Here is an 18,357-nt window from a genome sequence, read left to right as displayed (position 1 = left end):
GACAGAAACACCGAGGTGTCTGCATCGCAGGCAAGCCAGCTCCCACAGTTGTTCGATGTTGGCCGCAAGAATTTTGTTTTACCCAACCCGCAGGCGTTATGACTTTAATCCTAGGTATCGACCCCGGTTCGCGCATCACCGGTTTTGGCGTGGTGCAACAGACCCCGCGCGGCTGCATCTACGTCGCCTCGGGCTGCATCCGCACCGGCGCCGGCGAGTTGGCTGAGCGCCTGCAGATTGTCTATCGCGGTGTGCGCGAGGTGATCCAGACCTACGGCCCGGTGACCATGGGCATCGAAAAGGTGTTCATGGCCAAGAACGCCGATTCGGCGCTCAAGCTTGGCCAGGCCCGTGGCGCGGCCATCGTCGCCGGTGCCGAGGAGGGCATGGAGATCGCCGAATACACCGCGACCCAGGTCAAGCAGGCCGTGGTCGGCACCGGTGCGGCGAACAAGGAGCAGGTGCAGATGATGGTCATGCACATGCTCAAGCTCACCGCCAAGCCGCAAATCGATGCCTCCGACGCCCTGGCCATCGCCATTTGTCATGCGCACACCCGCTCCAGCCTGCTGCCCCACGGTCTGGGCACGGCACGCAGTCGTGGCGGGCGGCTGCGTCTCTGATAGCATCAGCGCAATCGTTTTTCCCGGTCTGGTCTTTGCCTGACCCTCAAGCTTTAAGGATTTGAACCGTGATTGGACGCTTGCGCGGCACCCTGGCTGAGAAACAGCCGCCGCACCTGATTCTGGATGTCAACGGGTTGGGGTATGAGCTGGAAGTGCCCATGACCACCCTGTATCGCCTGCCGTCGGTCGGCGAGCCGATTACGCTGCATACCCATCTGGTGGTGCGCGAAGACGCGCAATTGCTCTATGGTTTCATTGGCAAGCGTGACCGCGACTTCTTCCGCGAGTTGATTCGCCTCAATGGCGTCGGCCCGAAACTGGCGCTGGCATTGATGTCGAGCCTGGAAGTGGATGAGCTGGTGCGCGCGGTGTCGGCCCAGGACACTTCGGCGCTGACCAAGGTGCCGGGTGTCGGCAAGAAGACCGCCGAGCGCCTGCTGGTGGAACTCAAGGACCGTTTCAAGGCCTGGGAAGTCGTACCGAGCATGTTTGCCCTGGTCCCAAACCAGCCGGACATGCCAGCGGCCCAGGTCGCCAGCGCCGAGAGCGATGCGGTCAATGCGCTGATTTCCCTGGGCTACAAGCCGCAGGAAGCCAGCAAGGCCGTGTCGGCCATCAAGGACAAGAACCTGAGTGCCGAAGACATGATCCGCCGCGCCCTGAAGGGAATGATTTAAGTGATTGAAGCAGATCGTCTGATCGCGGCCACCGGCCCGCGCGACCGTGAAGAAGTGCAGGACCGCGCCATCCGCCCCTTGAGCCTGGCCGATTACATCGGCCAGCCTACCGTGCGCGAGCAGATGGAGTTGTTTATCCTGGCCGCGCGCGGGCGCAGTGAGTCGTTGGACCACACGTTGATCTTCGGTCCACCGGGCTTGGGCAAGACCACCCTGGCCAATATCATCGCCCAGGAAATGGGTGTGTCGATCAAGTCCACCTCCGGCCCGGTGCTGGAACGTCCGGGTGACCTGGCGGCACTGTTGACCAATCTTGAGCCGCACGACGTGCTGTTTATCGACGAGATCCACCGGCTGTCGCCGATCGTCGAGGAAGTGCTGTACCCGGCCATGGAAGACTTCCAGCTCGACATCATGATCGGCGAAGGCCCGGCGGCGCGCTCGATCAAGCTCGACCTGCCACCCTTCACCCTCGTTGGCGCCACCACCCGCGCGGGCATGCTGACCAACCCGTTGCGAGACCGTTTCGGCATTGTTCAACGTCTAGAGTTCTATAGCACCGCAGACCTGGCGACCATCGTCAGCCGTTCGGCGGGCATTCTCGGCTTGCCGCTGGACCCGGAAGGCGCGTTTGAAATCGCCCGTCGTGCCCGTGGTACACCGCGAATCGCCAACCGTTTGCTGCGCCGCGTACGGGACTTTGCCGAAGTGCGCGCCAAGGGCCATATCACCAAAGCCGTGGCCGACCTGGCGTTGAACCTGCTGGATGTGGATGAACACGGCTTCGATCACCAGGATCGGCGTCTACTCTTGACCATGATCGAGAAGTTCGACGGCGGCCCAGTGGGCGTCGACAGCCTGGCGGCAGCCATCAGCGAAGAACGCCACACGATTGAGGATGTGCTGGAACCGTATCTGATCCAGCAGGGTTACATCATGCGTACCCCACGGGGCCGTGTGGTGACGCGGCATGCTTACCTGCACTTTGGGTTAAACATTCCGTCACGATTGGGTGAGATGCCCGTGGTAGACGAATTCCTCGATGCAGTGGACGATTAAAAGCATTACGCAAGTCGATTTATTCGACGTTTGTGCTGTCCTAGTGGCTGGTGTCGTCAGTCAGTCACTGGAGAATGTTTCAGGGAATGAAAAAACAGTTGCCCAGCCGGATTGGCAACCTGAGGAGTAAGCACTAGAGTATGCGCGCGCAAAACGGGGATCAGTCGTTCGCACATCGCTGTCGCGTTTATTACGAGGACACCGATGCGGGCGGCATCGTGTATTACGTCAATTATCTCAAGTTCATGGAGCGGGCTCGAACCGAGCGGCTACGGGAGCTGGGCTTTGCCCAATCCCAGCTGGCAGGGGAGGACCTGTTGTTTGTCGTGCATTCCAGCGAGGCGCGCTATCACGCGCCGGCGCGGCTGGACGATGAACTGCTGGTCAGCGCTGAAGTAATCGAATTGAACCGTGTCAGCCTGCGCTTTAAACAGCAGGTCAGGCGGGCAACGGATGCAACGCTGCTCTGTGAGGGGCAGTTCCTGGTGGCTTGTGTGCGCACCAATAGTTTGAAACCCCGGGCCATTCCCGAAGCTCTACGTGCGGCCTTTGCCGGCGTAAGCGGCGCGGGTAAACAATCAAAGCAGGAGATTTAGCGTGGAACCTACCGTCGTCGACCATTCCTCCATGTGGAGCCTGGTCAGCAATGCCAGTGTCGTGGTTCAACTGGTGATGCTGACCCTGGTAGCCGCATCGGTTACCTCTTGGGTCATGATTTTTCAGCGCAGCAACCTGCTGCGTGCCGGTCGACGTGCCCTGGAGAGCTTTGAAGAGCGCTTCTGGTCGGGTATCGACCTGTCCAAGCTGTACCGCCAGGCGGGCAGCAACCCGGACCCGGATTCGGGCGTCGAGCAGATCTTTCGCGCCGGTTTCAAGGAATTCTCCCGTCTGCGCCAGCAGCCTGGCGTTGACCCGGAAGCCGTGATGGAAGGCGTGGCCCGTGCCATGCGCGTGGCCATCTCCCGTGAAGAAGAGAAGCTTGAGCAAAGCTTGCCGTTCCTCGCCACCGTCGGTTCCGTGAGCCCGTACATCGGCCTGTTCGGTACCGTGTGGGGGATCATGAACTCCTTCCGCGGCCTGGCCCAGGCCCAGCAAGCGACCCTGGCCACCGTGGCCCCGGGTATCGCCGAAGCCTTGATCGCCACCGCGATCGGCCTGTTCGCTGCTATCCCCGCAGTAATTGCCTACAACCGTTTTGCTGCAACCAGCGAAACCCTGATTGGTCGTTACTACACCTTCGCCGATGAATTCCAGGCGATCCTGCACCGTAAAGTGCACACCAGCGAAGAATAAGCAGGTAATTCACAATGGCTTTAATCGCTCGAGCTCGCAAAAAGCGCAAGCCGGTCGCCGAGATGAACGTAGTGCCTTACATCGACGTGATGCTGGTACTGCTGGTTATCTTCATGGTGACCGCGCCGATGCTCAATCAGGGCGTGAAGGTTGATCTGCCCAAGGTTTCCAGCGAAGCCTTGCCGCAAGACAACAACACCCAGGTCCTGACCATTTCGATCAAGGCTGACAAGACCTACTACTGGAACCTTGGCAGCGAAGTCGATACCCAGAAACAGCAGGACAAGGCCATGACCTTGCCGCAGATGACCGACGCGGTGACCAAGATCATCCGTTCCGGCAACGAAGGCGGCAAGCACACCCAGGTGTTCATTCGTGGTGACAAGGTTGTCGACTACGGCTCTGTCATGGGCGCCATGGGCGGGCTGCAGAAGGCCGGCGTCGGTAACGTTGGCTTGATTACCGAGGCGCCCTGATGCAGCAGCAGCGAGAGCCGTCCGCCTCGGAAAGCTACTTCTGGCCTAGCGTCTGGGCAATTGCCCTGCACGTCCTGGTGTTTGGCATGCTGTTCGTCAGCTTTGCCATGACCCCGGACCTGCCGCCAGCCAAGCCTATCGTGCAGGCGACCCTGTATCAGCTGAAATCGAAAAGTCAGGCCACCACCCAGACCAATCAGAAGATTGCGGGTGAGGCCCAGAAGTCGGCTGCGCGCCAGACTGAAGTCGAACAGATGGAACAGAAAAAGGTCGAGCAGGAAGCGGTGAAGGCTGCTGCGGAACAAAAGAAAGAAGAGGCGGCTCAAAAGGCCGAGGAATCGAAAAAGGCTGACGAAGCGAAGAAGGCCGACGAGGCGAAAAAGGCTGATGAAGCCAAGAAAGCCGAGAAAGCTGCCGAAGCCAAAAAAGCCGAAGAGAAACAATTGGCTGATATAGCCAAGAAGAAATCTGAAGAAGAAGCCAAGAAAGCTGCCGAAGAAGAGGCCAAGAAAAAGGCCGCTGAAGAGGCCAAGAAGAAAATAGTCGAAGACGCGAAGAAGAAAGCCGCCGAAGACGCCAAGAAAAAAGCTGAAGCAGACGAGGCGAAGAAGAAAGTCGCCGATGATGCGAAGAAGAAAGCTGCCGCCGACGCCACCAAGAAAAAGGCCCAGGAAGCAGCACGTAAATCCGCCGAAGAGAAAAAGGCCCAGGCCTTGGCAGATTTGCTTTCCGACACGCCGCAGCGTCAGCAAGCCTTGGCCGATGAGCGTGGTGATGAAGTCGCGGGCAGTTTCGACGACCTGATTCGGGCACGGGCAGCAGAGGGTTGGACGCGTCCACCTTCGGCACGCAAAGGCATGACAGTAGTGCTGCAGATCGGCATGTTGCCGGACGGTACGGTGACTTCGGTCAGCGTGGCAAAGTCCAGTGGCGATGGTTCGTTCGACAGTTCGGCGGTTGCAGCGGTCAAGAACATTGGCCGGTTGACCGAGATGCAGGGAATGAAACCAAGCGACTTCGCTCCCTATCGTTCATTCAAGATGACATTCACACCTGAGGATCTAGCCTTGTGAGAAACCTTCTTCGAGGAATGCTTGTCGTTATTTGCTGTATGGCAGGGATAGCGGCGGCGGATGAAAAAAACATCCTGGTCACCAGCGGTAGCGATCGGGCCACCCCGATCGCGGTAGTACCGTTTGGCTGGCAGGGCGGCAGCGTGCTGCCGGACGACATGGCCCAGATCGTCAGTGACGACCTGCGCAACTCCGGTTACTACGCGCCGATTCCAAAAGGCAACATGATCAGCCAGCCGAACCAGGCCAGCGAAGTTGTGTTCCGTGACTGGAAAGCCGTGGGCGCGCAGTACCTGATGGTCGGCAATATCGTGCCAGCCGGTGGTCGCCTGCAGATCCAGTACACCTTGTTCAACGTGGCCACCGAGCAGCAGGTCTTGACCGGCAGCGTGTCGGGCACGGCTGAACAACTGCGGGACATGGCTCACTACATTTCGGACCAGTCGTTTGAAAAGCTCACCGGTATCAAGGGTGCTTTCTCGACGCGTCTGCTTTATGTAACGGCTGAGCGTTTCTCGGTAGACAACACGCGCTACACCTTGCAGCGTTCGGACTATGACGGTGCTCGCGCCGTGACCCTGCTGCAATCCCGTGAGCCGATCCTGTCGCCGCGCTTTGCACCAGATGGCAAGCGCATTGCCTACGTGTCCTTTGAACAGAAGCGTCCGCGCATCTTCGTCCAGCACATCGATACTGGCCGTCGTGAGCAGATCACCAACTTCGAAGGCCTCAACGGTGCGCCAGCCTGGTCGCCGGATGGTTCGCGCCTGGCGTTCGTGCTGTCCAAAGATGGCAACCCGGATATCTACGTGATGAACATGGCTTCGCGCCAGATCTCTCGCGTGACCAGCGGCCCAGGTATCAACACCGAGCCGTTCTGGGGTAAAGATGGCTCGACCATCTACTTCACTTCCGACCGTGGCGGCAAGCCTCAGGTCTACAAGGCAAGCGTGGGCGGCGGTGGTGCGGAACGTGTGACCTTTATTGGTAACTACAACGCCAATCCGAAGCTTTCGGCTGATGAAAAGACGTTGGTGATGATTCACCGTCAGGATGGTTTCACTAATTTCCGGGTTGCGGCCCAGGATTTGCAGCGCGGAACCGTAAAAATCCTCACAGATACCAACCTTGATGAGTCAGCCACTGTTGCGCCCAACGGCACCATGGTAATCTACGCCACCCGCCAGCAGGGCCGGGGAGTCTTGATGCTCGTATCCATTAATGGACGCGTAAGGCTCCCACTTCCTACCGCTCAAGGCGAAGTCAGAGAACCATCCTGGTCCCCTTACCTGAACTGACGCGGCGCTACAAAAAGAAGTACTTAACACACTGGGGTTCATTAGGAGTTTCACGATGGAAATGCTGAAGTTTGGTAAGTTTGCTGCTCTGGCTCTGGCTCTGTCCGTAGCCGTTGGTTGCTCGTCTAAAGGCGGCGACAATGCCGGTGAAGGCGCAGCTGTTGATCCAAACGCTGGTTACGGCGCTAACACTGGTGCAGTTGACGGCTCCCTGAGCGAAGAAGCTGCTCTGCGCGCTATCACCACTTTCTACTTCGAATACGACAGTTCGGACCTGAAGCCAGAAGCCATGCGCGCTCTGGACGTTCACGCGAAGGACCTGAAAGCTAACGGCGCTCGCGTTGTTCTGGAAGGTAACACCGACGAACGTGGTACTCGTGAGTACAACATGGCACTGGGCGAGCGTCGTGCGAAAGCCGTTCAGCGCTACCTGGTACTGCAAGGTGTTGCTCCAGGCCAACTGGAACTGGTTTCCTACGGTAAAGAGCGTCCAGTTGCTACTGGCCACGACGAGCAGTCCTGGGCTCAAAACCGTCGCGTCGAACTGCGTAAGTAATTCGTCATGCGAACGTGCCGTCGTGCTCTGACTGTATTGGCTCTCAGCCTCGCACCACTTGCGGTGTGGGCTGCGGTTCCTGTGGAAGATAGCAACTCTGGCTATAACAATAGCGGGAGCAGTTATCCGCCAGCGGGTTATGGCACGAACGGCGCCTATGCGGGGGGAGCGGCTACGTCCGCTCCCTCGGCACAGGGCGAACTGTTCAACCAGCTGCAACGCATGCAGGATCAATTGGCGCAGCAACAAGGCACCATTGAAATTCTGCAAAATGAAGTGCGTCAGCTGAAGCAAGAAGGCCTGGAGCGTTACCAGGATCTTGACCGACGTATTGGAGCCGGCGTTACACCTGCCGCAACTCCTGATAATTCTTCTGCCGGTGGTGCGCCTAGCGCAGCTATCGGTGGTGCAGCAGCAGGGGCCGCTGCCAGCCAAGCCCCTGCCGCGAGCAGCGAACCGGGTGATCCGGCGAAGGAAAAGCTGTATTACGATGCAGCCTTCGACCTGATCAAAGCCAAGGACTTCGATAAAGCCAGCCAGGCATTTGGCGCTTTCCTGCGCAAATACCCGAACAGCCAGTACGCGGGCAATGCCCAATACTGGTTGGGCGAGGTCAACCTGGCCAAGGGTGATCTACAAGCGGCGGGCCAGGCATTTGCCAAGGTCAGCCAGTTGTACCCCAAGCACGCCAAGGTGCCGGATTCGCTGTACAAACTCGCTGACGTAGAACGCCGCCTGGGTCATACCGACAAGGTCAAAGGCATTCTGCAGCAAGTGGTTGCCCAATATCCGGGGACTTCCGCTGCCCAGTTGGCCCAACGGGATCTGCAACGCTTGTAAGCAAAGCTGCCCGTTTAGAAGAAACCCGCGCCTGGCGCGGGTTTTTTCGTTAGAATCCACGCCCTTTTATGAAACACGCTTCTTGGGGCCTACGCGTTGGCGGGGCCTCTCGAAGTGCCTGACGGAGGCGGACAGCCTGTTTAGCTGTTACGCCCGTGGCGACTATGCAAGACACATTACGTATCACCGAAGTTTTTTACTCGTTGCAGGGTGAAACGCGCACCGCTGGCCTGCCCACAGTATTTGTGCGCCTGACCGGTTGCCCGCTGCGTTGCCAATACTGTGACAGCGCCTACGCCTTCAGTGGCGGCACCGTGCGCACCCTCGACGACATCCTCGAACAGGTTGCTGGCTTCCGGCCACGCTACGTCTGCGTGACAGGCGGTGAGCCGTTGGCGCAGCCCAACGCTATTCCTTTGCTCAAGCAATTGTGCGATGCCGGTTACGAGGTGTCCCTGGAAACCAGCGGTGCCTTGGATATTTCCGCGGTCGACCCGCGCGTGAGCCGGGTAGTCGATCTGAAGACGCCCGACTCCAAGGAATCGCACCGCAACCGTTACGAGAACATCGACTTGCTGACGGCCAACGATCAGGTCAAGTTCGTTATCTGTTCCCGTGATGATTACGACTGGGCGAACTCCAAACTGATCCAATACGGTCTGGACCGTCGCGCAGGCGAGGTGCTGTTTTCTCCCAGCCACCACGACCTGAACGCCCGCGACCTTGCCGATTGGGTCGTGGCGGACAATCTACCGGTGCGCCTGCAATTGCAGTTGCACAAATACCTTTGGAACGACGAGCCAGGACGCTGACATGACTGCACAAACCAACGATCAAAAACGCGCTGTAATCCTGCTGTCCGGCGGTCTCGACTCCGCCACGGTAGTCGCGATGGCGCAAGCTGAAGGCTACAGCTGCTACACCATGAGCTTCGACTACGGCCAGCGCCATCGCGCCGAACTCAACGCCGCTGCCCGTGTAGCGCGCGACATGGGCGTGGTCGAGCACAAGGTCATCGGCCTGAACCTCAACGGCATCGGCGGTTCTGCCCTGACCGACAGCAGCATCGACGTGCCGCAAGCGCCGAGCGAAGGCATTCCCATCACCTACGTGCCAGCGCGCAACACCGTCTTCCTGTCCCTGGCCCTCGGCTGGGCCGAGGTGCTCAACGCCCGCGACATCTTTATCGGCGTCAACGCGGTGGATTACTCCGGCTACCCGGACTGCCGCCCAGAGTTCGTCGAGTCGTTCGAACGCATGGCCAACCTGGCGACAAAGGCCGGTGTAGAAGGGCAGGGCTTCCGTATCCTGGCGCCGCTGCAAAACCTCAGCAAAGCCGATATCGTCAAGGCTGGCGTAAGACTTGGCGTCGATTACTCGCTGACAGTTTCCTGCTACCAGGCAGACGATGACGGCCGTGCTTGTGGGAAATGCGATAGCTGCCGACTGCGTGCAGAAGGCTTCCAAGCGGCCGGAATTACGGACCCAACGCGTTATTTTTGATTTATTTAAAATAAGGTGTTGAATAATCCTTAGAAATCAGTATTATACGCGCCACCACACAGCGGGTCGTTAGCTCAGTTGGTAGAGCAGTTGGCTTTTAACCAATTGGTCGTAGGTTCGAATCCCACACGACCCACCATTTTTGGCGGTTTAGAAAATCCGGAAGGCCCACGCAAGTGAGGATTTCCGGGTTTTTTTTTGCCCGCGATTTAGCGCGGTCTACCTGGCTGGGCCATTTCGCAAAAGTCGATAGCCCCACGTCAGGAAGACCCCATGCGTCACCTCAACCCCATCACCCGCGCATTTCAACCCGAGTCCATCGGCGACATCACCTTCCATTTCGACCCACGCCACCAGCCTGAACTATCCACCCTGGTCCAGCGCTTCCTCGCCGCCCCGGAACAACACACCACCCTCGACATACCCGAAACCACCCGCGGCGTTTTCCTGCTGGAGGGCGAGCGCCGATGGGTGTTGAAGCACAACAAGCTTGAGCACTGGAAAAAACAGCTGCAAAACTACCTGGGGCTCAAGCGCGTGTTCGGCCTGCATGACTTGACCAATGAGTTCATCAACCTGTCCGTCGTGTCTGCCAAGTCCGCCAGCGTGCCGCGCGTCGCCGGGTTCGGCTATAAAACGCGCTTTCCGTTCCTGAAAGAGGAATACCTGCTGGTGGGTTTTTTTGATGATCATTGCAGTGTGGATGATCGTCTTGTCGCGCACCCGGAACAGGCCGGTGAGTTGCTGCCACGGGTGTTCCGATTGTTTGCGCAGATGCTCGCCGAAGGGTTTGTGCACATGGACCCGCACCCCAAGAATATTTTGATCGCCCCGGACGGCCAGCTACGCCTGATCGATTTTGAGTGCTGCGCCCATTCGGTCATCGATCATGACTTCAGCCTGGGTTTCTTGATGGGCTACTTCTATCACTTCTGGATCAAGCGTTTCGTCACCCTCGAAGCCTATCGTGCGCTCTGCGAGCGTTACTTGATGGAGGCGCAGCCGAACCTGCAACGCGCCACCTTCGACCCGGTGTTCGAACGCTTCCTCACCCACAAAGTCTCGCGCACCACGCGCTACAGCATCCTGACCAACGCCAAGGCCCAGGCGGCCTTCAAGCTGGCTCCCGCCACACACCCTTGATGCGCTCAGCGGCGTTTGCCAAACACTGACTTCGGCGTCTTGCCGAAGAATCGCGTAAACGCCGCGCTGAAGTTGTTCGGGAATTTGTACCCCACCTGGTAGGCCGCCTGCGCCACTTGGCAACCGCTTTCCAGCAGGGTGTAGGCCTTGCGCATGCGAATCTCGTTGAGCATGCGGTGCGGGGTGGAGTTGAAGCGGTAGTGCAAGCCTTCCTTGAGCTTGAACTCGTTGAGCCCAACCGCCGCACAGAGATAGGGGATGGTCAGCGGTTGGTCCATCTGCTCGATCATGATGTCGCGCGCACGCTCAAGTTTCTCGATGTCGGCGGCGCTGAATTGCAGGCTTTCCGGCAGGGTGTCGGGGCTCAGCAGCTTGAGCTGTTCGGAGAGCAGGCTCAGGGTGTGGATGTGCATGTCCAGCGTGCCGGTCACGCCGTGGTTGAGGTAGCGGGTCAAGGCGCTGGCGTGGCTGGCGCTGGCGGCCGAGGTCTTCTGGAACGCCAGTTGGCGCACGTTGCCGTTGCCGAGGATCTGCTGGGTGCGCTGCTCGCCGATGTACTTGGTGAGCATGCTCTCGCCAATCAACAACCGCAGTTGCGACACCGTCGCACCCGCCTCATAGCAGCGTTCACCCAGGCTGAGCTGGAACGAGGTGATCGTGGTAAAGCCCGCCCTGAACGACACCGCAGCGCCATCCGCGCCTTTGTAGCCGGAATCACCCTGCATGCCGAAGGTAATCACCAGCATGTGGCGGTTGTGCGGGCTGACGGTTTCTTCAATCAAATTGCGCGTAGGGCGATAGCGCGAACGCACCACCATCAGGTCGTCGTCGAAGGTCAGGCGTTCCGAATAGCACTCGCCCAGCTCTTCCGGCAACTGCTGGCGCATCCAGCCGCAGTCTTGCGTGCTGACCAATCGCGAGTGCGTTGACGCGACTCGATACGACTGGGAAATCCTTTGTAAAGCCGACACGTTCAACGCCCTCCCTAGATTTGGCTCCGATTCGCATATGGATTGATCCGAAATCCATACGGACATACATGATAAGCATTCGCATTAATGAATAGCATGTTTCCCCATCAACTGCCATCGCCACGACGCGGCCATGGGGCGATTCATTGAAGGGGAAAGCGTTTGAACACAGGGGTTTTCAGCGGTGCGCTGGTGTGTTGGCTGGGCGGCGCAAGCGTTGCCATGGCACAGACCGAACTGGCACCGGTCAAGGTCACGGCCAACAAGATCGAGCAGGAACAGGAAGGAGTCCCGGCGAGCCTGTCGGTGATCACCGGCGAAGACCTGCGCAAAGGCAATATCGACGATCTGGAGCGCCTGGCCCGCACCACGCCTGGCTTTACCTTCCAGCCGTTCGGGCAGTCCGGCACCAACCTGCCGGTGGTCCGTGGCCTGAGTTCCGGGGCGACGGCGTTTTCCTCCTCGATGCTGATGCTCGTGGATGGCGTGCCGACCCTGATGGGGCAGGGCTTCGACCACAACCTGCTGGGCGTCGAGCGCATCGAGATCCTGCGCGGCCCGCAGTCCACCCTGTACGGACGCAACGCCGAAGCGGGCGTACTGAGCATCCACACCCGCCAGCCCGGCGATACGCCTTACGCGCGCATCGAAGCCGGCACCGGCAGCCGCGACCTGCGCACGCTGAGCGCGGATGCCAGCACGGCGTTGGTGCCCGGTACCTTATATGCCGGCGTGTCCGGCCAATGGCGCGAGCAGGACGGCTTTATCGACAATGCCTATAAAGGCGGCCAGGCCGATGACCGTGAACGCCACAGCGCGCGTATGGTGCTGCGTTGGACGCCAACCCTGGCCACCGACGTCAACCTGCGCTACAGCCGCCAGGACTACCGCGATGGCGGCTCACAATGGGGCGCCGCCAGCTCGACCCGGCGCGAAGTGCGCTCCGGCACGCCGAGCTGGAACCACTCCAGCGGCCGCAGCCTGTCGCTGGACGTGCAACACACCTTCGACTCCGGGGTGAAACTGCGCTCCATCACCGCGCGCAACGACTTCTACGACCGCCTGCAACAAGACACCGACTTCCAACCCGCCGACCAACTGCACCTGGCCCGCGACTACCACTTCAACACCCTGTCCCAGGAATTGCGCCTTGAAGGCCAATGGCGCGACAACCAGTGGCTGCTCGGCGCCTATGCCGACCGCGACGACCACGACCTGTCCTACCAGCAAAAACTGCCGCTGCGCCTGACCGAGACCGCCAGCCAGTTGGGCGGCAACACCAGCGCACTGTTCGGCCAATGGCTGATGCCCCTGGCCGAGCGCTGGACCCTCACCCTCGGCGCCCGTGCCGAGCAAGACAAAGTGCATATCGACCCGGCCATCGGCAGCCGCCAGAGCGCCAGCTGGCAACGCTTCACCCCCAAGGCCGCGCTGCAATATGAATGGCAGCCCGACGCCTACGTCTACGCCAGCTACGCCGAAGGCTTCCGCGCCGGCGGGTTCAACGCCTTCTCCAGCGTCGCCAACTACCCCGGCTACGACCCGGAAAAAGTCAAAACCTACGAACTCGGTGCCAAGGGCTGGCTCGCCGACAAACGCCTGCGCTACTCGGCCGCCGTGTACCTGATGGACGTGCGCGACATGCAGGTGCAGCAGATCATCCAGCCCGGCGTGGTGTACATCACCAACGCCGCCACCGCGCGCTCCACCGGGCTTGAATTGGAGGCTGACTACCTCGTCGCCGACGACTGGCGCGTGGTCAGTTCCGTGGGCCTGAACCGCACGCGCTTCAAGCAGTTCAGTGAAGGCAGCAACGACTACAAAGGCAATCACAACCCCTACGCGCCGGACCTCACCGGCCACCTCAGCCTGCGCTACGACGCGCCTGCCGGCTGGTACGCCCAGGGCGGCGTCAGCGCCGTCGGCAAGACCTACCTCGACGCCGCCAACCAATACAGCCGTGGCGGCTACGGCCTGATCGACATGACTGCCGGCTATGACTTCAGCCACTACGGCATCAGCGCCTACGTGAACAACGCCGCCGACAAGCGCTACGACGCCGTCGGCTACCTGAATGGCACCACCCGCGTGTACAGCCCGGGCCGTGAAGTCGGCCTTCGGCTCAGCTATGAACTGTGAGCGATAAACCTATGAATCTGTCCACCCCACATGCCCTGCAACCTTTCTGGGATCTGACCCTGTCCGCCGTACGCGCCGACGCCCTGCGCATTGCGCTGGAATGGAAACTCTTCGACCTGTTGCAAGTGCCCACTTCGGCCCACCTGATCGCCCGGCAACTGGAACTCGACCCGGCCAACACCGGCTTCTGGCTCGAAGCCCTGTGGAGCATGGATCTGCTGCAACGCGATGAACGCCAGCCGCCGCTGTACCGCAACACGCCGGTGGCCAGCGATTACCTGCGCAGCGATGCCACGGACTACTGCGGCGACGCCTGGACCTTTCGCCTGCGCGGCATGCGCCGTTTCGGCAACCAACTGGGCGAGCAAGTGCGCGCCGGCCAGCCCGACAGCCAACCCACCGACATGACCACCACCATCGACAACTGGACCGCCGCCGCGCGCCTGCAAATCGCCCAGGAGCAGCGCGCCGTCACCGTTGACGTGGCCCTGCGCCTGACAGCCCTGATCCCGGAGTTCAGCCAGGCACGTCGCCTGCTCGACCTCGGCGGCGGTCCTGGCCTGGTGGCGATTGCCCTGGTGCGTGACAACCCGCTGCTCAGCGGCGAAGTTTTCGACTTCGAAAAAACCGTTGAAGTGGCCGCCGCCAACATCCAGCGCGCTGGCCTGGAACAACGTCTCAGCGTGCGCGGTGGCAACCTCGCCAGCGACCCGATTGGCGACGGCTACGACGTGATCTGGTGTTCCTCGGTGCTGCACTTCGTGCCGGACCTGCCCGCCACCCTGGCCAAGATCCACGCGGCATTGCGCCCCGGTGGCGTGCTGATCAGCGCCCACGCGGAGATCCCCGCCGACCCCGAACACGCCCAGCGCGTCATGCCGTATTACCTGTCGATGCAAATGCTCGGTCGCCATGTCACCGAGGCGGGCGGCCTGAGTGACGCTTTGCAACAGGCCGGTTTCAGCCACATCGACAGCTACCCCGAAGTGGCCTTTGCCGTGGCGCCCGTCTCGGTGCTGGTGGCTCGCCGGAGCGCCTCATGAACCCTTCCATGTGGCGTCTGCAATTGCTGTTCGGCTGGCTCGGTTTTGTGCTGGTGGTGCCGAGCATCTACCTGCTGCTCGGCCTGCCGTTGGTGATGCGCGAACACGGTTGGTCGGGCACCGACATCGGCCTGTTCCAACTGGCCGGCTTGCCGGCGGTGTTCAAGTTCCTGCTGGCACTGCCCGTGCAGCGCTATCGCTTCCAGCGTGGGCATTACCGCAACTGGGCGATGCTGCTGTGCCTGTTGTTGGCGGTGTTGTTGGTGGCGGCCAGCCAACTGTCGATCACCGGCAATCCGCTGTACCTGTTCGGCCTGGCGTTCGCCGCCTCGGTGTTGGCGACCTGGGCCGACATCCCGGTCAACGCCCTGGCGATCAAGTTGCTGCCGCAATCGGAGCAAGTGCGCGCCGGCAGCATCCGTTCGGCCGCGCTGTTTCTCGGCGCGATTGTCGGCGCTGGCGTGATGTTGCTGGTGCAAAGCCGCTGGGGCTGGCAAGCGCCATTCCTGTTGATGGCCGGCGGCTTGCTGCTGGCGTTGCTGCCCCTGGCCCGGCTGCGTGAAGGCCATGCGCAAGGCACCACTAGCGCGCCGGTCAGCCCGGCGCTGGCCGACTGGTCGGGTTACTTCCGCCAACCCGGCGCACGGCTGTGGACCTGGGTGCTGTTGACCAGTTTTCCGTTTGTCGGCGCGGCGTGGCTGTACCTCAAACCGCTGCTGCTGGACCAGGGCATGGTCGCGCCGAAAGTCGCGCTGATCGCCGGCGTCGGCGGCGGCGTGGTCGGGGCCGTGGCCAGCTTGCTCGGCGGGCGGTTGATCCACCGCATCGGCCCGGGCCGCGCGATTCCACTGTTTATGTTGTGGGCGTTGATTTCGTTATTAGCACTGACCGCCGCTGTCGGCCTGCGTGCCGACATGGTCTGGCTGGTGGCGGCGGCGTTCCTGTTGGCGACAGCCATGGGCGCGGTATCGACCCTGGTCTTCGCCCTGATGATGTTTTTCTCCCGCGAGCATCGCCAGGCCGCCGACTACGGCTTGCAGGCCAGCCTGTTCGTGTTGACGCGCATGTTGGTGCCGATCGGCGCTGGCGTGCTGCTCGACCGCAGCGGCCACGTCGGCATGCTCGCCGGCCTGTCGCTGGCGATGGCCCTGGTGTGCGGCGTTGCCGTGCTGGCCCGGCGCTCGATTGCGCTGGCCACCGGCGACCCGCAGCGGCCGGTCATTTGATCCTCAGTTTGATTTGAATAGGGATAGGTTCATGAAGGCCACGTTAGGAATCTGCTTGATTACCCAGGCGCAGCCGCTGATTGAGGACGTGACGTTTGTCATCGAGCATTTGCAGGCCGGTTTGCAACCGCTGCCGAATGCCGCTGACTGGCCCGTGACCGCTGGCGACTGCGAAGAAATGCACCAGGCCCTGGGCCCCCGACCGCGCAGCGATGCGGTACTGGAAACCCTGATGGTCCAGGCCCAGCGCTACCTGCAAGGCAGCCCGGCGCATGCGGCGGCGTTGCCGGACATGTGGTTGATGAGCTTCGATTCGGTGGAGGCCGCGAAGGCACGCTTGCGTCAGCAAAGCCCGCCGTTGTCCAACGAACTGTTCATCCTCGACCTTGGCGAACAAGCCGAGGCGGGCATGGACGATCCGTTCGACGCGCTGATCGCCGCCGCGCCGAATGCGCGTCTGTCGCCCCATTCGGCCGTGCTGTACTGCGCCTTGTCGGCCTTGCCCGGCTGGATGAACCGCGTCGGCGGCAACCGCCACCTGCGCGTGGCCAACGACGACCGCGCTGCGCGCCGTGCCGACCTGCTGCGCATCATCCTCGACCATCTGGAGCATGCCCACTTCAACCGCTTGCTCGCCCGTTCCATCAGCGGTCCGTTGCTGTCGGTGAGCCTGGCCACCGAGGTCACGCGCTTTATGCACAGCCGCTGGCAGGAGCGCTGGGACTTTCACGCCTACACCGGTTCGATGGTCGCGGGCCTGATCCAGTCGATGCAGCAAAACGTCGCCGGCACCGGCGTGCGTTGCCTCAGCGGTTGCAACGAACACAGCCTGGCGGTGGGTGCCATGGCCGGCTGGCAGTTGTTTGGCCGCGCCTATGTGATCACCGTGACCTCGGGCATGATCGACGAGTTTCGTGGCACCCTGGCCAACCTCAAGCGCATCGGCGCGCCGGGCCTGATCATCTGCGCCGACAGCCCGGAAAACGTCTGGTACGCGTTCCAGGGCACCCACGACAACGACAACGACGGACGCCAGGTCATCGAAGCCAAGGGTCTGCGCCAGGTGTTCATCCGCAAGGTCGAGGAGATCGGCGCCTGCCTGGAGCAAGCCTTCGCCATGCTCGCCGAACGTGCCGAGCCGGTGTTTATCCTGGCCACCCAAGGCGTGCTCGAATCGCGTCCGCAAGTGCCGTTGAATGTGGCGCTGCCGGCCTTGCCAACGACTGCGCAGGTAAACCTAAGCAGCGCGCAACTCGAAGCGCTGGACCAGGCCTTGGACCTGATCAACCGCCAGCCGCTGCACTTGCTCTGGCAGTGCGGCAAGCTCAGCGAGCAACAGCGCCAACGCGTGCATGCTCTGGCCGAGCGCGGCGCGATTGCGCTGTCCGACAGCATTACCCAGCCGGGCAGCGTCGGTCCGTATCACCAGGGTCGCAAGGTGCCGAACTACCTCGGGCCCTTGTCGTTGTATGGTTTCAGTCGCCGGGTCTACCAGTTCGTGCACACCGACCACGAACTGAACGGGCCGCACAGCCACTGCGTGTTCTTCCTCAAGGGCAAGGTCGACCAGGCCGCCACGCCGTTCTCCGAAGGCAAGCTCAAGCGCCAGTTGCGGGTGGTGCAGGTCAACCATGAACCCCGGCACTTGTCGCCGTTCACCGACCTGGCGCTGGACGTGCCGCTGGACGTGTTCCTCGATCACATCGAGCGCGGCTTGCAGGTCGAACCCGTGGTGCTCGCCCTGCGCCGCGCCAAGCTGGCGCAAGTGGCCGCCACCAGCGAAAGCGTGGCGGCGGACCATATCGAAACCCTGCCGATGACCTCCAACTACTTCTTCCGCCGCCTGGGCAACCTGGTGCGCGAACTCATCGAGCAACACGACTACCGCTACATCGGTGTGTACGACGTCGGCCGTGGCGCCATCTCGGCGTTGCGCAACGTGCCGCGCACCGATCCGGGGTTCTCCGGCTGGTATGGCCGCGCGTTGATGGGCGACGGCCTGATGGCCTTGCCGTATATCGCCATGACCGGCAGCGGCAACGTGCTGGCGTTTGTCGGCGACGGCGCCCGGGCGTTGGTGCCGGACATCGAAGCGCGCCTGGCCCAAGGCCTGACTGACCCTGCGCGCAACGTGACCTTGTTCTACCTCAGCAACGGTGTGCTCTCGCTGATCCAGACCTACCTCGACAAGCGCTACGCCCACAACGGCGCGCAACAGGTCGCCGTCAGCACCCGCGCCGCCGCGACGCAACCCGTGCAGCGCATCGGCACGATCAACCTGCACCGCGAGCGGCAGGTGCGCTTCGATGAAGCGCACCTGCGCAACGCCCTGACCCAACCCGGGCAACTGAATATCTTCGACGTATTGCTGGCCCACAACTCGGAAGGCGACGGCTTGAGCCTGGTCTCCGAAACCGCCTGGAACCGTCAATGA

Annotated in this window: 18 protein-coding genes and 1 tRNA gene; 18 read left to right on the top strand and 1 reads right to left on the bottom strand. The window is 61.3% G+C overall.

Going from position 1 to position 18,357, the window contains the following annotated elements; genetic code table 11:
• Positions 1–98 precede the first annotated feature (98 nt).
• The 14 genes from ruvC to DBR46_RS02780 all read left to right on the top strand — a co-directional run bounded on the left by ruvC (position 99) and on the right by DBR46_RS02780 (position 10,544).
• Complete coding sequence (ruvC, locus tag DBR46_RS02845; RefSeq protein WP_065908840.1) at positions 99–623, top strand: crossover junction endodeoxyribonuclease RuvC; 525 nt, start codon at positions 99–101, stop codon at positions 621–623.
• A gap of 68 nt (positions 624–691) precedes the next feature.
• Entirely contained in the window at positions 692–1,303 is a 612-nt protein-coding gene (ruvA, locus tag DBR46_RS02840) for a Holliday junction branch migration protein RuvA (protein WP_003193868.1), read from the top strand.
• The gene (gene ruvB, locus DBR46_RS02835; protein WP_124524944.1) at positions 1,304–2,362 is read left to right on the top strand and encodes a Holliday junction branch migration DNA helicase RuvB; all 1,059 of its coding nucleotides are present in this window, start codon (positions 1,304–1,306) and stop codon (positions 2,360–2,362) included.
• Positions 2,363–2,502: 140 nt separating this feature from the next.
• Positions 2,503–2,958 (top strand): tol-pal system-associated acyl-CoA thioesterase, encoded by a 456-nt coding sequence (ybgC, locus tag DBR46_RS02830; RefSeq protein WP_071484353.1) that lies wholly within the window; start codon positions 2,503–2,505, stop codon positions 2,956–2,958.
• Between the two features lies 1 nt (position 2,959).
• A complete protein-coding gene (gene tolQ / locus DBR46_RS02825; protein ID WP_015885609.1) occupies positions 2,960–3,655 on the top strand; it encodes a protein TolQ in 696 nt (231 codons plus the stop codon).
• 23 nt (positions 3,656–3,678) lie between these two features.
• Positions 3,679–4,131, top strand: coding sequence for a protein TolR (gene tolR, locus DBR46_RS02820; RefSeq protein WP_161630238.1), 453 nt, complete (start codon positions 3,679–3,681; stop codon positions 4,129–4,131).
• Positions 4,131–5,204 carry a cell envelope integrity protein TolA gene (tolA, locus tag DBR46_RS02815; RefSeq protein ID WP_017738026.1) on the top strand — a complete coding sequence of 358 codons (1,074 nt, stop codon included), beginning with the start codon at positions 4,131–4,133 and terminating at the stop codon, positions 5,202–5,204. The genes tolR and tolA overlap by 1 nt, the downstream gene beginning before the upstream one ends.
• Positions 5,205–5,221: 17 nt before the next feature.
• Positions 5,222–6,502 (top strand): Tol-Pal system beta propeller repeat protein TolB, encoded by a 1,281-nt coding sequence (gene tolB, locus DBR46_RS02810; protein ID WP_032865025.1) that lies wholly within the window; start codon positions 5,222–5,224, stop codon positions 6,500–6,502.
• Between the two features lie 55 nt (positions 6,503–6,557).
• Positions 6,558–7,058 (top strand): peptidoglycan-associated lipoprotein Pal, encoded by a 501-nt coding sequence (gene pal, locus DBR46_RS02805; protein WP_003209827.1) that lies wholly within the window; start codon positions 6,558–6,560, stop codon positions 7,056–7,058.
• A gap of 6 nt (positions 7,059–7,064) precedes the next feature.
• The gene (gene ybgF, locus DBR46_RS02800; RefSeq protein WP_124524943.1) at positions 7,065–7,898 is read left to right on the top strand and encodes a tol-pal system protein YbgF; all 834 of its coding nucleotides are present in this window, start codon (positions 7,065–7,067) and stop codon (positions 7,896–7,898) included.
• A gap of 164 nt (positions 7,899–8,062) precedes the next feature.
• The gene (gene queE / locus DBR46_RS02795) at positions 8,063–8,710 is read left to right on the top strand and encodes a 7-carboxy-7-deazaguanine synthase QueE (RefSeq protein WP_124524942.1); all 648 of its coding nucleotides are present in this window, start codon (positions 8,063–8,065) and stop codon (positions 8,708–8,710) included.
• A gap of 1 nt (position 8,711) precedes the next feature.
• Entirely contained in the window at positions 8,712–9,401 is a 690-nt protein-coding gene (queC, locus tag DBR46_RS02790) for a 7-cyano-7-deazaguanine synthase QueC (RefSeq protein WP_124524941.1), read from the top strand.
• Positions 9,402–9,464: 63 nt separating this feature from the next.
• Positions 9,465–9,540 (top strand) — tRNA-Lys (locus DBR46_RS02785).
• 134 nt (positions 9,541–9,674) lie between these two features.
• The gene (locus tag DBR46_RS02780; RefSeq protein WP_124524940.1) at positions 9,675–10,544 is read left to right on the top strand and encodes a phosphotransferase; all 870 of its coding nucleotides are present in this window, start codon (positions 9,675–9,677) and stop codon (positions 10,542–10,544) included.
• A 5-nt stretch (positions 10,545–10,549) separates the two neighbouring features.
• Here the strand turns inward: DBR46_RS02780 and DBR46_RS02775 are convergent, their stop codons facing one another.
• Complete coding sequence (locus DBR46_RS02775) at positions 10,550–11,515, bottom strand: AraC family transcriptional regulator (RefSeq protein WP_124524939.1); 966 nt, start codon at positions 11,513–11,515, stop codon at positions 10,550–10,552.
• A 162-nt stretch (positions 11,516–11,677) separates the two neighbouring features.
• On the opposite strand from DBR46_RS02775, the gene DBR46_RS02770 reads away from it, so the two are divergent.
• The 4 genes from DBR46_RS02770 to DBR46_RS02755 are packed head-to-tail and all read left to right on the top strand — an operon-like array spanning position 11,678 to position 18,357.
• Positions 11,678–13,654: a TonB-dependent receptor gene (locus tag DBR46_RS02770; RefSeq protein WP_124524938.1), complete on the top strand. Its 1,977-nt coding sequence runs from the start codon at positions 11,678–11,680 to the stop codon at positions 13,652–13,654.
• An 11-nt stretch (positions 13,655–13,665) separates the two neighbouring features.
• Positions 13,666–14,697, top strand: a complete 1,032-nt coding sequence (locus DBR46_RS02765) for a methyltransferase (protein ID WP_124524937.1) — start codon at positions 13,666–13,668, stop codon at positions 14,695–14,697.
• Complete coding sequence (locus DBR46_RS02760; protein ID WP_256659202.1) at positions 14,694–15,923, top strand: MFS transporter; 1,230 nt, start codon at positions 14,694–14,696, stop codon at positions 15,921–15,923. The genes DBR46_RS02765 and DBR46_RS02760 overlap by 4 nt, the downstream gene beginning before the upstream one ends.
• Positions 15,924–15,954: 31 nt before the next feature.
• Positions 15,955–18,357, top strand: coding sequence for a decarboxylase (locus tag DBR46_RS02755; RefSeq protein WP_124524936.1), 2,403 nt, complete (start codon positions 15,955–15,957; stop codon positions 18,355–18,357).

The sequence above is a fragment of the Pseudomonas sp. KBW05 genome, from assembly GCF_003852405.1.
In the GTDB taxonomy this organism is placed as follows: Bacteria; Pseudomonadota; Gammaproteobacteria; order Pseudomonadales; family Pseudomonadaceae; genus Aquipseudomonas.
The sequence above is the reverse complement of the archived record's forward strand: the minus strand, read 5'-3'. Positions and strand labels throughout refer to the sequence as shown.

Excerpts from the sequence above, each read along its gene's own strand:
- ruvC (WP_065908840.1), top strand. The coding sequence starts at position 99 with ATGACTTTAATCCTAGGTATCGACCCCGGTTCGCGCATCACCGGTTTT.
- ybgC (WP_071484353.1), top strand. The coding sequence starts at position 2,503 with ATGCGCGCGCAAAACGGGGATCAGTCGTTCGCACATCGCTGTCGCGTT.
- tolA (WP_017738026.1), top strand. The coding sequence starts at position 4,131 with ATGCAGCAGCAGCGAGAGCCGTCCGCCTCGGAAAGCTACTTCTGGCCT.
- tolB (WP_032865025.1), top strand. The coding sequence starts at position 5,222 with ATGCTTGTCGTTATTTGCTGTATGGCAGGGATAGCGGCGGCGGATGAA.
- pal (WP_003209827.1), top strand. The coding sequence starts at position 6,558 with ATGGAAATGCTGAAGTTTGGTAAGTTTGCTGCTCTGGCTCTGGCTCTG.
- ybgF (WP_124524943.1), top strand. The coding sequence starts at position 7,065 with ATGCGAACGTGCCGTCGTGCTCTGACTGTATTGGCTCTCAGCCTCGCA.
- queE (WP_124524942.1), top strand. The coding sequence starts at position 8,063 with ATGCAAGACACATTACGTATCACCGAAGTTTTTTACTCGTTGCAGGGT.
- queC (WP_124524941.1), top strand. The coding sequence starts at position 8,712 with ATGACTGCACAAACCAACGATCAAAAACGCGCTGTAATCCTGCTGTCC.
- DBR46_RS02780 (WP_124524940.1), top strand. The coding sequence starts at position 9,675 with ATGCGTCACCTCAACCCCATCACCCGCGCATTTCAACCCGAGTCCATC.
- DBR46_RS02765 (WP_124524937.1), top strand. The coding sequence starts at position 13,666 with ATGAATCTGTCCACCCCACATGCCCTGCAACCTTTCTGGGATCTGACC.
- DBR46_RS02760 (WP_256659202.1), top strand. The coding sequence starts at position 14,694 with ATGAACCCTTCCATGTGGCGTCTGCAATTGCTGTTCGGCTGGCTCGGT.
- DBR46_RS02755 (WP_124524936.1), top strand. The coding sequence starts at position 15,955 with ATGAAGGCCACGTTAGGAATCTGCTTGATTACCCAGGCGCAGCCGCTG.